Source organism: Sedimentibacter sp. B4 (genome assembly GCF_000309315.1).
Classification (GTDB): Bacteria; Bacillota; Clostridia; order Tissierellales; family Sedimentibacteraceae; genus Sedimentibacter; species Sedimentibacter saalensis.
Map to the genome: position 1 here is coordinate 52,444 of NZ_CANG01000937.1, position 14,163 is coordinate 66,606.

General features: G+C 35.7%; 18 protein-coding genes and 1 riboswitch. All 18 genes read right to left on the reverse strand.

Annotated features, from left to right (window positions below):
• Positions 1-1,311, reverse strand: a complete 1,311-nt coding sequence (fliI, locus tag BN358_RS17005; RefSeq protein ID WP_019229733.1) for a flagellar protein export ATPase FliI — start codon at positions 1,309-1,311, stop codon at positions 1-3.
• Entirely contained in the window at positions 1,301-2,077 is a 777-nt protein-coding gene (locus tag BN358_RS17010) for a FliH/SctL family protein (RefSeq protein ID WP_019229734.1), read from the reverse strand. The genes fliI and BN358_RS17010 overlap by 11 nt, the downstream gene beginning before the upstream one ends.
• On the reverse strand, positions 2,061-3,080 hold the full coding sequence (fliG, locus tag BN358_RS17015; protein WP_019229735.1) for a flagellar motor switch protein FliG: 1,020 nt from the start codon (positions 3,078-3,080) through the stop codon (positions 2,061-2,063). The genes BN358_RS17010 and fliG overlap by 17 nt, the downstream gene beginning before the upstream one ends.
• Positions 3,070-4,659: a flagellar basal-body MS-ring/collar protein FliF gene (fliF, locus tag BN358_RS17020; protein ID WP_019229736.1), complete on the reverse strand. Its 1,590-nt coding sequence runs from the start codon at positions 4,657-4,659 to the stop codon at positions 3,070-3,072. Before fliF ends, fliG begins: the two co-directional genes overlap by 11 nt.
• Positions 4,660-4,686: 27 nt before the next feature.
• Positions 4,687-4,992: a flagellar hook-basal body complex protein FliE gene (gene fliE / locus BN358_RS17025; protein ID WP_019229737.1), complete on the reverse strand. Its 306-nt coding sequence runs from the start codon at positions 4,990-4,992 to the stop codon at positions 4,687-4,689.
• A gap of 3 nt (positions 4,993-4,995) precedes the next feature.
• A complete protein-coding gene (gene flgC / locus BN358_RS17030) occupies positions 4,996-5,427 on the reverse strand; it encodes a flagellar basal body rod protein FlgC (RefSeq protein WP_019229738.1) in 432 nt (143 codons plus the stop codon).
• 11 nt (positions 5,428-5,438) lie between these two features.
• Entirely contained in the window at positions 5,439-5,822 is a 384-nt protein-coding gene (gene flgB, locus BN358_RS17035) for a flagellar basal body rod protein FlgB (protein ID WP_019229739.1), read from the reverse strand.
• Between the two features lie 118 nt (positions 5,823-5,940).
• Positions 5,941-6,026: riboswitch (cyclic di-GMP riboswitch) on the reverse strand.
• A 291-nt stretch (positions 6,027-6,317) separates the two neighbouring features.
• Entirely contained in the window at positions 6,318-6,557 is a 240-nt protein-coding gene (locus tag BN358_RS17040; RefSeq protein WP_019229740.1) for a carbon storage regulator, read from the reverse strand.
• A complete protein-coding gene (gene fliW, locus BN358_RS17045; RefSeq protein WP_019229741.1) occupies positions 6,551-6,988 on the reverse strand; it encodes a flagellar assembly protein FliW in 438 nt (145 codons plus the stop codon). Before fliW ends, BN358_RS17040 begins: the two co-directional genes overlap by 7 nt.
• An 8-nt stretch (positions 6,989-6,996) precedes the next feature.
• Positions 6,997-7,605 (reverse strand): DUF6470 family protein, encoded by a 609-nt coding sequence (locus BN358_RS17050; RefSeq protein WP_019229742.1) that lies wholly within the window; start codon positions 7,603-7,605, stop codon positions 6,997-6,999.
• 15 nt (positions 7,606-7,620) lie between these two features.
• Positions 7,621-8,643, reverse strand: coding sequence for a flagellar hook-associated protein FlgL (gene flgL, locus BN358_RS17055; protein ID WP_019229743.1), 1,023 nt, complete (start codon positions 8,641-8,643; stop codon positions 7,621-7,623).
• An 11-nt stretch (positions 8,644-8,654) separates the two neighbouring features.
• Positions 8,655-10,187: a flagellar hook-associated protein FlgK gene (flgK, locus tag BN358_RS17060; RefSeq protein ID WP_019229744.1), complete on the reverse strand. Its 1,533-nt coding sequence runs from the start codon at positions 10,185-10,187 to the stop codon at positions 8,655-8,657.
• Between the two features lie 10 nt (positions 10,188-10,197).
• Complete coding sequence (locus BN358_RS17065) at positions 10,198-10,656, reverse strand: flagellar protein FlgN (protein WP_019229745.1); 459 nt, start codon at positions 10,654-10,656, stop codon at positions 10,198-10,200.
• Positions 10,657-10,665: 9 nt separating this feature from the next.
• Positions 10,666-10,941 carry a flagellar biosynthesis anti-sigma factor FlgM gene (locus BN358_RS17070; RefSeq protein WP_019229746.1) on the reverse strand — a complete coding sequence of 92 codons (276 nt, stop codon included), beginning with the start codon at positions 10,939-10,941 and terminating at the stop codon, positions 10,666-10,668.
• Between the two features lie 71 nt (positions 10,942-11,012).
• Positions 11,013-11,840: a chemotaxis protein CheW gene (locus tag BN358_RS17075; protein WP_019229747.1), complete on the reverse strand. Its 828-nt coding sequence runs from the start codon at positions 11,838-11,840 to the stop codon at positions 11,013-11,015.
• Between the two features lie 23 nt (positions 11,841-11,863).
• A complete protein-coding gene (locus tag BN358_RS17080; RefSeq protein ID WP_019229748.1) occupies positions 11,864-12,364 on the reverse strand; it encodes a chemotaxis protein CheW in 501 nt (166 codons plus the stop codon).
• Between the two features lie 79 nt (positions 12,365-12,443).
• Positions 12,444-12,905, reverse strand: a complete 462-nt coding sequence (locus BN358_RS17085) for a late competence development ComFB family protein (RefSeq protein ID WP_019229749.1) — start codon at positions 12,903-12,905, stop codon at positions 12,444-12,446.
• A gap of 3 nt (positions 12,906-12,908) precedes the next feature.
• On the reverse strand, positions 12,909-13,670 hold the full coding sequence (locus BN358_RS17090; RefSeq protein ID WP_019229750.1) for a ParA family protein: 762 nt from the start codon (positions 13,668-13,670) through the stop codon (positions 12,909-12,911).
• Positions 13,671-14,163 lie beyond the last annotated feature (493 nt).

Consider the following 14,163-nt stretch of genomic DNA (forward strand, 5'->3'; position numbering starts at 1 on the left):
CTATATTTCATTCATTAGCGCAAGCACGTCATCATATGTGAATTTATCGTCCACTCTCTGCATGAGGAAGTTGTTTACCATATCGATTTTGGATATTGCTTCGTCAAGCTTCAAGTTTGTTCCCTTTTTATATGCCCCTATGGATATCAGATCATAATTTGCATAGTACACTGAAAGCAAGTCTCTCATTTTCTTAGCATTGTCGTTTTGCTCTTTTGACACAATGTCATTCATAAGCCTTGATATGCTTGCATTTATGTCAATTGCCGGATAGTGGTTTGAATTGGCAAGCTTTCTTGTAAGAACAATGTGTCCGTCCACAATTCCTCTCACTGTGTCTGCAATTGGTTCATTCGTATCATCTCCTTCAACCAGCACCGTGTAAATTCCTGTTATGGAGCCTGTGTTGAAGTTTCCGCTTCTTTCAAGAAGCTTTGGAAGTTCTGCATATATGGAAGGAGTGTAACCCCTGGCTACAGGAGGTTCTCCCGTTGCAAGTCCTATTTCTCTTTGAGCCATTGCAAATCTTGTGAGCGAGTCCATCATCAACAGCACATCTTTTCCTTTGTCCTTGAAATATTCAGCAATGGTTGTGGCAACCATAGCACATTTTACTCTGAGCATTGCAGGCTGGTCAGAAGTTGCTATGACCAGTACAGACCTCTTTAATCCTTCTTCTCCAAGGTCTTTTTCAATGAACTCTCTTACTTCTCTTCCTCTTTCTCCAACAAGGGCTATAACGTTTATGTCGGCTTTTACATTTCTTGCAACCATTCCAAGAAGTGTGCTTTTACCAACGCCGCTTCCAGCAAATATACCCATACGCTGACCTTTTCCTATTGTGAGAAGACCGTCGATTGCCTTCACGCCGAAACTCAGTTTTTCTTCAATTCTGGGCCTTGACAATGGGTTTATGTACTCGCTGTCAACATAACAGTACTCTTCACTGTTGAAATCTTCTCCACCGTCAATGGGATGTCCGGTTGCATCAACTGTACGTCCTATGAGGAAATCTCCAACCGGAATTTTAAGTTTGTTTTTTGTTGACACAACAATGTTTCCAAGACCGATGCCTTTTATGTCTTCATAAGGCATCAACAATACCCTTCCGTCGTTGAATCCTACTACTTCTGTTCGGACTCTCTTATCCCGGGAATCATTGAGTATTTCGCATACCTCTCCGATTTTGTACCTGTTTCCCGTTGCTTCGATCATCATTCCTGATATTCTTTTAACCTTGCCTATGTATGAGCAAAGGTCTTCTCTTGCTATGGTGTCACGGATACTTTTAAGTTTTTCATCACATATCATTTTTGCTGAGCACCATTTCCTTAAGATTGTTAAGCTGAGTTATTACTCCTGCATCCACTATTCCTTCGGGAGTTTCAACTATTATGCTTCCTTCTTTCAAGTCACTTGCAATTTCTATTTTAACGTCACTGGATATTTTGTTGAGATTGTTTATCAAGTCCTTGTCGGCCTTGATTTTCTTAACATCACTTTCATTTGAAATGTATATTTTTATCCATTCAACGTTTCTGTAATCCTTGATTGAATCGTCTATTATTTTTGTAATCACATTTTCATTTGAGTCTATTTTTTGTCTTATAATCTTTTCTGCAATTTCAATTGATAAATTAGCAATACTATTTTCATATTTTGAAATTATGGCATCTTTTTCATTTTCTATTTCTTCAATCATATATGATATTTCTTTTAATCGTGATTGATTCAGCTCTTTAATTTCTTCGGCTGCCTTGTTGCGTCCCGTAAGCAGTCCTTCTTCATATCCTTTATTTTTGCCTATTTCCATTCCTGCATTGAAGCCTTCCTCATAGCCCTTTTTCTTTAGCTCAGTTATTTCAGACTGAGCATTTCTTTTTGCTGTATTTACTATTTTCATGGCTTCTTCGTTGGCTTCTTTTAAAATTACTTCCCTTTGGTTGTAAATTTCATACAGGTCTTCTCTTGGGGTATTTATCACCTTTGGTTCAGGCTCGGTTTTCATTATTCTGGGTATATTTTTGTCATCAAAAACTACATATTGGGCTTTTATTATATTAGACAATAATATCATCCTTTCCGCCTTTGGCTATGAAAAGCTCTCCTTCTTCTTCCAAGCGCCTTATTACTGAAACTATTCTCTGCTGTGCTTCTTCAACATCTCTCAACCTTACATTGTGAGTGTATTCAAGCTCAGATTTGATTGTATCACCCATCTTGGTTGACATGTTGCCGAACAATACATCGGCAACTTCTTTGTTGGAGCCTTTAATTGCAAATACAAGATCTTTGCTGTCCACTTCACGCAGGAATCTTTGAATTCCAAGAGAATCCATTGTAACAATGTCTTCGAATACAAACATTCTCTTTCTGATTTCGTCTGCGAGTTTGACATCCTTTTTGTTGAGTTCGTCAAATATATATTTTTCGTTGCTTCTGTCCATGTTGTTCATTACATCTGCCACGTAGTTTACTCCGCCTATTTCTGTGAAATCCACAGAAACAATGGAATTGAATTTCTTTTCCAGCTCCATTTCCACATACTTTATGATTTCAGGAGATGTACGGTCCATTTTTGCAATTCTTTCAACAACATCGATTCTTTTTTCTTTTGGCAGCTCTGCAATTACTGCTGATGCCTGGTCTGCCCTTGCATAAGACAATATGAGTGCAATTGTCTGAGGATGTTCATTTTGAATTATTGTAATGAGATTTTTATAATCCGCTTTCCTGAGAAATTCAAATGACTTTGTCCTCATGGTCTTTGTAACTCTTTCAAGTAAACTTGACGCCGTCTGGGCCCCAAAGGCCTTTTCTAGAACGTTTCTGGCATACTCGAATCCGCCTTCAGTTATAACTTTCTGAGTGAGGCAGAGATCATAAAAATCCTTTAATGTGCTTTCCATTACCTGTGGGCTTAAGTGCTGCAGCCTTGAAATCTCAAATGTTAGCTGCTCTATTTCTTCTTCCTTAAGGTATTTGTATATTTTCGATGCATCATCGGCTCCGAGAGAAATGATAATTGCCGCTGCTTTTTGTTTTCCTGTAAGTTTTGTGTCCGACATATTATTCTTCATCCCCCTTTATCCAAGTTCTTATGAGCTGAGCTGCAATCTCAGGATTTGTCGATGTAAATTCCTTAAGCTGTTTTTTAATAGCCTGTTCCTGTGTTTCCTGCAGTTTAATTCCATCTTGTATATCCTGCCATGAGAAATCACCGGCTGCGGCTGCTTCAGCTTCTGCTTCAGCTTTTGACTTGGCAGCATTCAAGGCTTCTTTTTTCTTCTTACGCTTTCTTAAGACTATGCTCAATATGAAAATCAGCACCGATAAAACTGCCAGCGCTATTCCGCCGTAAATCAGTATCTCTCTCATAGTTATTGCATCTTCTCCATTTACTTCATCTGATATTGCAGGCTGAGCCGGAGCATCAGGATCATAAAAAAGCATGTTGTGAAGTGCTATGTCTTCTGTTGAAACACCTGCCGAGAAAGCTATGAGTTCCTTGACTTCAGTTAATTCCTCATCTCTTATGCTTGCCTTGTTAATTACAGCAGCAACAGTCAACTGCTCAATTTCCCCCGGATTATGCTCAATTTGTTCCTTCAGCTGGCTTACCAGGTAATTGATTGAGTTTGAATCTTTAAAATAAATGTTGTCGCCTTCTACTACTACTCCCGGATATGTGGGAACCTCAGCATTTGATTCTGTTCCTGATATTCCTCCAACAGTTTCACCGGGTCCTGTTATTTCTCTTTGATTTTGTGTGCTTCCCGGAACACCAAGTTTTGTTTCTTCATCTGGCAGGTACTGTAGCATCTCGCTTATTTTCTTATCAAAATTAATAGTGCATTTTGCAGATACTTTAATATTTTCTTCACCGTATATCTTTGCCAGGAACTCTGAAACATTTTTGATTGTTTCTCTTTCAAATTGCTTTTCAATTTCCAGTTTAAGCTTTATGGTGTTTGTTTGCTTAATTTCTCCACTTGCCACAAGACTGTTTCCATCATTATCAACAATGGCAACATTTTCTTCCTCCAGACCTTCAACACTTTTAACCACCAGCTGCATTATTCCATCTGTTTGAGAAGAGGATAATGACTTGCCGCTTTTAAGATTTACTTTTACTGAAGCGGAAGGTTTTGCAGTATTTGTTTCCCATGCGAAGTTTTTTTCCTCAGGTACGCTTATAGTAACAATTGCATCCTCAACACCATCAATTGTCATAATTGATGATTGAAGCCTTTCCTGAAGCTGAAATATTTCATATTGTCTTTTTTCATAATCTGTTGTCATGAAATCAATATTTTCAGTAAAAACATCGTAATTTGTTCCGCTTCTGGGGTGTCCTGACTGTGCAAGCTGCATTCTTAAGGTGCTTTCCTGCGCTTCTGGTATAAGAATGGTTCCGTCATTTTCATATTTGTAATCAACGTTGTTTTCCTGAAGCTGCTGCATTACTTCAGCAGTTTCTTCCTCGTCAATACCACTGAACAAAACAACATATTCCTTGTTGTTCAAAACAAGTGCAATAATTAAAGACGCCACAACTATGCCTGCAAATCCGCCAATTATAATTTTCCTGCTTTTGCTGCTTAATTTATCCCAAAAGTCTTTTATACTTTTGACGATGTTTTTGATTTGATCAGCCATTAATAACTCCTAAATATGTACGCTATATTATAAATTCATACGCATTATTTCATTGTAAGCATCTAATGTCTTGTTTCTAAGTTGTATCATAAGATCAAGAGATAATTCTGCTTTTTTTGTATTTATCATTAAATTGTGAACATCATCGCTTTCTCCTGTTGAAAGCTTGTATATGTCTTCGTCAACCTGCTTTTCAGCACTTATGTAATCATTTAATGCATTGTCAAAAATGGATTTGAAAAGACTGTTTCCTTTTTCAACTGTGTTTTCATTCTTGCTTAATTCATTAATCTGGTAAATTCCCTTAATTGGTTGTATCGGTTCTATAAACATTTTTTATCTCCCTATCTCCAAAGCCTTCACTGCCATTTGTTTTGTTGTGTTAAGAGCAGTTACATTTGCCTGATACGCTCTGTATGCTTCCATCATGTCCACTGTTTCCTTTAGAGAATCAACATTGGGCATTTTCACATATCCGTTCATATCGGCATCCGGATGTTCAGGGTCATAAACAAGCTTGAACTCGCTTTGATCTTCAACAATTTCCGTAACTTCCACTCCACCGGCTTCATAATCCTTAATATTTTTAACCATCATTTCCTTGAAACTGTTTTCAGAAGTAAGAACAACCATCTTTCTTCTGTAAGGTTCCCCGTTTTCTGTTCTTGTTGTATCAATGTTTGCAATATTTTCAGATATTACATCCATGCGGAATCTCTGAGCAGTAAGCCCTGATCCGCTGATATTAAGTGACTCCAAAAATGCCATAACTTTCCCCCTTATTTTTTGCCTTCTGAAATAACAGACTTAAGTTTAGAAAAATAAGAATTCATTTCAGTGACTGTATACATGTACTCAAGCTGCGTCTTTGCAAGCTGGAGATTTTCTTTTTCAAGATCCACATTGTTTCCATCTAGTCGCAATGATTGATCATTATTTTCTTCAATTATGATGTTGCTTGATTTTATTTGATTGTTTGCTTCTGAAGTTTTTTCAGTATTATTAAGATTTGATTTAAGAAGGCTTTCAAAGTCAACAAATTTGCTTTTATAGCCTGGTGTGGAAAAGTTAGCTATGTTTTCCATAGTGATTTGCTGTCTGAGCCAAAGCCCGTCAAGACTCTTATTCAATAGATTTAAACTTACATTGTTATCAAAATTCATCTTAATCTCCCCCGTTATCTTAAAAAAAGGCATAATAAAAAACATATAAAGTTTATATGTTTGCATGCGACAATAATAATTAAATTATAATTATAAAAAATAATTACATTTCATTATTATTGGCAGCTGGCAACCATAGAATAAATATCTTTAGGCCCTGTAGCTTTGTGTCGCTGCCTTTCGGCAGGTTTACCACTTATCAATTTTTTTACTAACAAAAATAATTATAATAGAAGATTCTGCAAATTGCAAGCATTTTCGACACACCGTATTTTGCATATTAATACTTTAATGTGCATATATAGTGCATGGAAAAAGTTTGTATATTTTTGCTTCTTTTTTTAACAATGCTGAATTATTCATGACTTTATAATTTTTGGCAATAAAAAAAGGCCTGCAAATTTTATATTTTTGCAAACCTTTGTATATTTAAAACTACATTTGTAATAAAAATTCAAAAAAGATGCAGAAAAAGTTAAGAAATTTTTAATATTTCTACTTTTTGTCTGTGTTTTTTAAACTTAACTTAATATTATTTAAGCTACTTTTACTTATTTGTTCCGAAGCGTTAATATTAAATTCACATGTTTCAGCCAGTTCTTTTCTTGTTATTTTAATGTCCTTGGGTGCATTGATTGCTATTTTAACCTTATCCTGAGAAATTTCAGAAATTATTATCTCAATGTCATCCCCGATCAGTATGGATTCCGATTCTTTTCTTTTTATTACTAACATATGGAATCCCCCTCTTGTAATATGTTGTATCTGAGAGGATAGGAATTCTGCAAAATAACTTGTTTAGCTTTTCTTGTTTTTGGGTTTAATGCAATCGGACTTTTTAAATTCACAACAGAGTCCTTAATTTCTTCTTTTATAATTGCAATAACCAAAAACCTTAATTCAGATTCACTGACTGTTTCTAAATCTTTCAAGTCTTCTTCATTAACTGAAGGATCAAAACCTGTGGCAACAGCATATGGATCAATCAACACAAAAGATAAATCATTATTTTCAAGAGACTGAAGATACATAACATCATCTTCCGGTGAGTCTTTCAATATGACATATTTCTTATATTCTTCAAAACCATACATTCCACATGTAAATGTGATTTCATCTTCTTCATTTACGGCAATATATCCAAAATCTCTAGTTTTTATATTCATTTTTTACCTCATGCTCTTGTGTCTATCGCCTTATTATAAGGATTCGAACTTGGTGGAACAAAAATTGGGGTGCCAACATAATTTATTTCTACCCTTGGATATTCGTTTATTATGAACTCTATACTTCCCGGAATGAAGTTTATTTGCGGTCTTTCTACATTCCAGTCAAAATTAAGTTTATCCATTTCAAAATTAATTGAAAGTTCTCCAGGTTCCCATGAAATATCAGGTCCGGTGCTCGGAGCAAATCCAATATTAAAATCAACATCGCTGAAAAATCTTCTCATGGCAATTTCAGGAATTGGATTATCCATGAAATTTATATCAAGCATTAAGTTTCCTTCTTCAGCATATCTGGCCGTAGCCTTGTATGCTGCCTGTATACCTTCTTGTGCGAAGTCTTCTACAGAACGCATTGCACTTTTTATTCCTGCTGAATACCTTGCTTCAACAGTGTCAATATTAAGCCTTGTGGGCTTCATATGCATTTGCACTCCGCCCTTATCCCTGGTCATCTCAAAGGTAGCATTTGTATTGATTATTTCATATCGTGCCTTATTAATTTTAAATTCCATGGACATGGGAATGGTCTTAATTTCTATAAGAGGTTCAATCATAATTTCACTCCTTTATTATTTCATGAAATCAATAAAACTGTTTTGAAGAATTTTATTTCCCATTGACAAGGCAGCATTGTATGAATATTCTTGCATTGTAAAATCAACAATTGCTTCTGCGTTATCCACTTCTTCAACTTCTACAAGCTTTTCATTTAAATTATATTGATTGTCTTCATTTCTAAGTTTAAGGAAATCCAAATAATTTGTTTTTGATCCAATATCTGTTATGCTTACCAACACTTGATTTTTTTGGTCTTCAAATTCTCCTATGAATGGAGAAATCTTTTCCATGGAATAATCATCGCTTCTTAAAACATCCTTCATTTTTCCAACCAATGTGTAAAGATTGTTAGGAACAGGATTACCTTCGGAATCAAGCTTAGGACTGCCGTTTTCATCTACAGCCTCTCCGTATCCCATGAAACTTATTCCTGACATGGAAATGTTAAATACAGTGTCCTGATTAAGATTTCCACCATTAAATGTCATTCCAAGTCCAAGATCGATGTTTATTACTTCCTTGGACAATTGTTCTAATGCTGCATCGTTTGAATTCACATTTACTCCTTTGTAAAGAAGTTCGCCGTTTGCATTAAGAGTAAATGGAAGCTCATCTTTGCTGGTTCCCCCAAAAACATACCTGTCACTGAATTTTCCGTTCAAAGATGCAAGCATGGATTTCTGCAGGTTGTCAAGTTCCTTGGCAATTATTTCCCTATCGTCTGAACCCATTGTCCCGTTTATACCTTTTAAATAAGATTTATACACTGTCTCCAGATTATCGCTTATTTCAGTAAGGTTTGTTTCTGCTGATGTAAGGAATGAATCAACATCCTTTATGTTTGTGTCATACATTTCAGTGCTTCTGTATTCACGTCTAAGCTTGTATGCCTTTATTGCGCTTACAGGGTCCTCTGAACCCTTAAAAAATTTTCTGCCTGTTGTTACCTTTTCATTTAAATAATTCATCTCATTTGCAGATTTATTCAGGTTTTTTATATATTTGTTAGACATCATGTTTGTAGTTATTCTCATAATTTCACCGCCTACCTAGCCATTTGGTTAATTAATGTATCCAGCATTTCATCTATTGTTGTCATAAGCCTTGCTGCTGCATTGTATGATTTGCTGTATGTCAGAAGATTTACGCCTTCTTCGTTCAAATCAACTGAAGACAGACTGCTTCTTGAATACTCAATTTGAAACTGTGTTTCTGAATATGTTTCATAAGCTGTCTCGACATCAGACACCTGAAGATTAAGCCTTGTGGTTGTAAATGAAAGAAATTCCTGGAATGAACCTTTAAACAGAGCCTTGCCAGTATCAGTAGTAAAATCCATTTTTTCCTGAAATTTTGCTATCATTCTCAGTATATTATCTGTAGCCCCTGCATTGTCTCCAGCAGTAACGACTGTAGTGTTATTTATATATGAATTTGTTGAATCAGCCCAAGCATCTGATATCTTAATGTTTCCAGCTGTAATTTCAGTTCCGCTTCTTTTATCAAACAGTGGCTTATCTGCTTCGTTTAATAAATTCATTTCCGCTGCAAACTTGTTAGCCACAGTGTCCAGCATTTTTTGGTAGTACTGAACGCCCTTGGTTTGTGAATCCACATCAGTTTTATCTGCAAAATCACCCTTGCCGTTTAAAAATTTAATATAACCGCCAATTTGCCCCTTATCAATTAAATCGGTTAAATCTGTGTTAGTATAGCTGTTGTCTATGTTTTTTGTCAGTTCAACTTTCACGTCGCTGCTTGCGCTGTCCAAAGCTGATGAAAATTCAGCATATTTATCTCTGTCTACAATATTTACCATGTTGTTATCAGACAATTTCAGCTTAATTACAAGTTCATCGATTTTTTTACCTCCCCCAATATCTAGAGGGACCACTTCCGTTTCAATGTCCAGGTAACTTGAAAGTTCATCAATGAGGGTATTTCTTTTATCATTAAGCTCCAATGCTGGATTGCCGCTTACATTGTCTGCTTTTATCTGGCTGTTGAGTTCTGCTATGTTGTCCAGCAGCTGGTTTACTTTTTCAATTGCTCCGTCTTTAAGATATGTCTGCTGCTGATCTTTGATTGTTTGTATCTGAGCTGAATAGTTGTTGAACATTTGTGTGAGCATTTCTGCAGACGTCCTTACAACTCCCTCCAGCACCGGGTCTGAAGGAGATGACGTCAATGAATGAAGCTGTTCCAAAAGATCAGAAAATTGAGCATCAAGCCCATCAGTTGTAATTTCATCAAAGACTGCTTCTAAATCGCTTAAAGCACTCAATTGAACTTCCTGACTTCCTGCCTTTGATGATTCGGTTCTATATCTCAAGTCAAGAAAAGAATCTCTGTATTGGCTTACTCCGGATGCTTCAACTCCCTGCCCTATTACGACACCTGCAGGTCCGTATTTTAGGTTGTTTGTTCTGAATGAAACTGAATTTATGTCAACACGCTGCCTTGTATATCCTTTTGTATTTACATTAGAAATGTTCTGCCCCACTACATCCATCTGGTTTTGACTTACCGTCAAGGCACTGGTAGCTGTCTTATATCCTAAAAATGTTGATCTTAGCATATGATTCTCCTTAAATTTTTTTAGAGAGCAAAAAGCTTTTAGTATTGTTGTTCTTTACATCTTCATTTGAATATGTATTTTCTTTTTGCCCCAGCTTGCTCATTGCCCTGTCTATTCTGCGAAGTCTCACTTCAATAACAAGCTTGCACAAATCGCTTATTTTCTTAACTTCAGTTATAAGCCTGTTCAATTCGTCATATGCTTCCTTGAGAATTGCTTTATCATCATCACCCGACAGCTCTATAATTTCCGCAAGAGTTTTATCTTTCATGCCCATTTTTTCAATGTATGCTATTCTTTTTTGCTCAAGGCCTCTCATTTTCATATAAAAAGCCTGTTCTTCTGCTACTGTTTCATCCAAAGATAACGTATCGTCTTTGATTATGAATTCGTATTTTTTATATTCCAACTCCAAAAAATTACTATAAAGCTCTGCACTTTCCCTGAGTATTTCATACAATGTTTTCATACTATCCTCTTATTTCAATAGTTTTTTGACAATTTCATCCACATCAATCTTGTATGTCTTGTTGTCGATACTTTCTTTTATCTTTTGAATCTTTTCAGCCTGAGTTTCAGCTTCTATTTGTGAAACAACATTTTTCTTGACATTTTCAATTTTGCTGTCTTTGTTTACGGAAGTTTTTTTAATGTCAATAACATCGTAATTTTTTGCTTTTACGATTTCTTCGCTTTTTGTAGATTTTGTGCTTTTATTGTAGCCCATAAAATTGTTAATGTTTTGGATTTTCATATAATACCTCTTTTATTTTTTACACATATATAATCGTCATATTTTTGAGAAAATTTAGTAATTTTTTCAACTTATGCCAGGTTCATAATTTTCTCTTCGTCAAGTATTAGTAGTACATCATTATTTTTATGTCCCTTTGCTACTCCCTTTACAAAACCTTCCCTACACATTTTTCGTATTTCTTCTGTTTCTTCATAAGGAGTTATATTTTCAACAGACAAAACTTCATCCACTAGAATTCCCATGAATGAATTGTCATCTTCGAACACTATGACCATTTCCTTGTAGTGGAGCTTGAAAATTTCCTTCATTTCATCCAATAGCCCCAACATATACGGCATGTTTTTTTCTTTTGTTTCTTTAAACACGTCCTTCAGGCATTTTTCCCTGTCGCAGTTGTTGCAGTCATGTGTGCAGTTGTGTACATCAATTGCTGCCTGGTGTATTTTTTTATGTGGTTCATCGATTTTTTTAAGATGAAAGTTTACAGCCTCTATGTCAGTTGTAAAATTATCATACCACTTGCCGAATGTACATTGATGAGCGTCTGTAGTAAGCTTGAATTCCTCATCATGAGATACTGAACGTTCAAGTTCATTTACCCAGTTTGTATGGTCAGCTTTTCTGTCATCAATCATTTTTATGAAATCTTCATATTCTTCTGTAATTGATTTCATGTTGAACAAAAGTCTTAAATCAGTAAGTGGAATCACGTTTCCTCTTAAGTGAATGAGACCAAGCATGTAGTTTGGCACATTTGGAACTTTTGTTACCTTTTCAGGCAGCATGACAATTGAGGTTATTGTCCTGCTGTTCACAGTGTATAGATTTTCCTTTATTTTAAAAACAAGCCATGGAAATTCAATTTCTTCAAATTCTTCTTGAGCTTCTTCGTACATATTTTTCTCCTTCTATAGCAGATTTAATCCAGGTTGGTTATCAATTCAATTTCTTTTTCATTGAGCATTTTTTTCAGATTCATCAGCAATACAATTTTATTTTCCAATTTTGCAATTCCAGTTATGTATGTGCTGGTATAATCAGAACCCATTTTAGGAGGATTTGATATGTTAGCTTCGCTAATTTTAGCAACTTCATCCACAGAATCAACAATGAATCCAATATACGAACCGTTGATGCTTGTTACTATTATACATGTTCTTTCGTCATATTGCTTTTCTTCCTTTTTAAGCCTCAACCTTACGTCAATTATAGGAATAATAGTTCCTCTTAAATTTATTACTCCCTTGGCGTAGTCTGGAAACTCAGGAACCCTTGTAATTTCCTGTACTCCCACAATTTGAACAACATCAGCGATTGGAATTCCAAACAGCTGATGTTCTGTATAAAAAGTAAGATATTTATTCTTCAATGTGTCTTCGTCTAAATTGATTTCATCAATGGTGTTTATTTTATCCTGCATGTGATCACCTCATATAATATACTGTTATTTCTTATATGATATCGTCACAAAATGATAAAATTTAAGAAGAAATATAAAATTAATGTCTGGGATTTTTTCTAACGGTGAGAACTGCCTTTATTACTTCAGTTGTTACTTCGCTTCCTATGTCACCCAGCTCATGGATTTTCTGGTTTATGTTATCCTTGTTTGCAACAATGTACATTGGTTTTAAATTATTCAAAGCAATAGCTATAATATCTTCCTTGCAGCGGTCGCACCTGCAGCAGTTCATTTTTTTAAGAGTTGCATCCAGCTTGTTCAATACAAGTTTTTCCATGACATTGTATAAAATAACGTCGTTTTTTTCTTCCTTTTTAACATTAATTTCCTTGTTTTGAAAAATTGATGTTTCCATGGGTACAGTTTTTTCCGCAGGATATATTTTTTCAGCCGAAGGTGCATCTTCGCCTTCCTCCTGCTCTTCTTCCTTCTTTAAATTAGTAGGCATAATTTTTTTGTACATCAATTCTCTGTCAAATGTTTTCTTAATTTTCGCCATGCGTTATATCCCTCTTTCAATAAGTTCCTTTACCAGATCCATATAATCCATGGTTGCAGGATTTTTAGGAGAATAGTTAAATATATCCTGCTGGTTCGTCTGTGCTTCCATTATGGAAACACTGGATCTTATTGTTGATTTAAAAATACTGGTGTCAAGCTGTTGTGCTATAAGTTCGGCCGTTCCTTTTATTTCCCTGCTCAGAATTGTCCTTGGATTGAATTTTGTTAGAACAATTCCTTCAACCTTTAGATTTGGATTGCAGTACTTTTTAACTCTTTCAATTGTTTCTGAAAGCTGGGCGATTCCCTGGAGACTGAAAATATCCGCCAACATGGGAATGATAATGTAATCTGATGCTGTAAATGCATTTACTGTCAAAATACTCAAAGCAGGAGGAGTATCTATAAATATGTAGTCATACTTGTCCTTGACTGCACTCAATTGTTCCTTAAGCAAAAATTCCCTTCCTGTCTGTGTAAACTCCAACTCGATTCCGCTCAATAAAATATTGGAGGATATGACATCATAAGAAGGCAACTTTTGAATTGAAAATGTTATTTTTGCCTCACCCTTCAATATTTCATAAATTGTGGGACAATCTTCAGTTTCAGCCCCCGAACTGAAACTCAAGTTAGATTGCGGGTCAAGATCGACACACAGCACTCTGTAACCTTGGCTTTTGTATCCGGCTGCAATAGCTCCTGTTGTTGTGGTCTTCCCTACTCCGCCCTTTTGGTTTGAAATTGAAATTATTTTAGCCATCTGTGAAAGCTGCTCCTTTGAAATTTTCTATTTACAAAATTGTAACAAATAATTGATAATATAACAAGGACAAAGTTTATAAAGGAAAAGTATTTCACGTTATTTAAATATGGACGCAATACAATGAGGTTAGTAACATTCAACTGGAATGCTACTAACCTTTATTTCATTTCCATTCATCTCTCTAAAAAACTAGAAATTCACAGATTGTGGCAACTCCGTCCCCTTGATATCGAGAATGATGACAACAACCCCGTCCCCCAATGTCACACTTCGCCTTTTAAGGTTAAAACCACTGCCTGCTCAGAATATTATTACTGTGCAGGATAAAGCCACGTGGTCGCCTTGCACCTGCGACAAAGCACAACCGCCGGCAGTGCCGACGGTTGTAAGATGCTTATGACGTGGTCGAAATGGTCATTTGCGCGTCAGATAAGTGGTCGGCTTTCCGAATTAACCGCTAAACTACCGTTTTCTATAGGTTGTCATTCCT

What these genes read in the sequence shown, in the direction of transcription:
- fliI (WP_019229733.1), bottom strand. Translation starts at nt 1,311, where the DNA reads ATGATATGTGATGAAAAACTTAAAAGTATCCGTGACACCATAGCAAGA.
- BN358_RS17010 (WP_019229734.1), bottom strand. Translation starts at nt 2,077, where the DNA reads ATGATATTATTGTCTAATATAATAAAAGCCCAATATGTAGTTTTTGAT.
- fliG (WP_019229735.1), bottom strand. Translation starts at nt 3,080, where the DNA reads ATGAAGAATAATATGTCGGACACAAAACTTACAGGAAAACAAAAAGCA.
- fliF (WP_019229736.1), bottom strand. Translation starts at nt 4,659, where the DNA reads ATGGCTGATCAAATCAAAAACATCGTCAAAAGTATAAAAGACTTTTGG.
- fliE (WP_019229737.1), bottom strand. Translation starts at nt 4,992, where the DNA reads ATGTTTATAGAACCGATACAACCAATTAAGGGAATTTACCAGATTAAT.
- flgC (WP_019229738.1), bottom strand. Translation starts at nt 5,427, where the DNA reads ATGGCATTTTTGGAGTCACTTAATATCAGCGGATCAGGGCTTACTGCT.
- flgB (WP_019229739.1), bottom strand. Translation starts at nt 5,822, where the DNA reads ATGAATTTTGATAACAATGTAAGTTTAAATCTATTGAATAAGAGTCTT.
- BN358_RS17040 (WP_019229740.1), bottom strand. Translation starts at nt 6,557, where the DNA reads ATGTTAGTAATAAAAAGAAAAGAATCGGAATCCATACTGATCGGGGAT.
- fliW (WP_019229741.1), bottom strand. Translation starts at nt 6,988, where the DNA reads ATGAATATAAAAACTAGAGATTTTGGATATATTGCCGTAAATGAAGAA.
- BN358_RS17050 (WP_019229742.1), bottom strand. Translation starts at nt 7,605, where the DNA reads ATGATTGAACCTCTTATAGAAATTAAGACCATTCCCATGTCCATGGAA.
- flgL (WP_019229743.1), bottom strand. Translation starts at nt 8,643, where the DNA reads ATGAGAATAACTACAAACATGATGTCTAACAAATATATAAAAAACCTG.
- flgK (WP_019229744.1), bottom strand. Translation starts at nt 10,187, where the DNA reads ATGCTAAGATCAACATTTTTAGGATATAAGACAGCTACCAGTGCCTTG.
- BN358_RS17065 (WP_019229745.1), bottom strand. Translation starts at nt 10,656, where the DNA reads ATGAAAACATTGTATGAAATACTCAGGGAAAGTGCAGAGCTTTATAGT.
- BN358_RS17070 (WP_019229746.1), bottom strand. Translation starts at nt 10,941, where the DNA reads ATGAAAATCCAAAACATTAACAATTTTATGGGCTACAATAAAAGCACA.
- BN358_RS17075 (WP_019229747.1), bottom strand. Translation starts at nt 11,840, where the DNA reads ATGTACGAAGAAGCTCAAGAAGAATTTGAAGAAATTGAATTTCCATGG.
- BN358_RS17080 (WP_019229748.1), bottom strand. Translation starts at nt 12,364, where the DNA reads ATGCAGGATAAAATAAACACCATTGATGAAATCAATTTAGACGAAGAC.
- BN358_RS17085 (WP_019229749.1), bottom strand. Translation starts at nt 12,905, where the DNA reads ATGGCGAAAATTAAGAAAACATTTGACAGAGAATTGATGTACAAAAAA.
- BN358_RS17090 (WP_019229750.1), bottom strand. Translation starts at nt 13,670, where the DNA reads ATGGCTAAAATAATTTCAATTTCAAACCAAAAGGGCGGAGTAGGGAAG.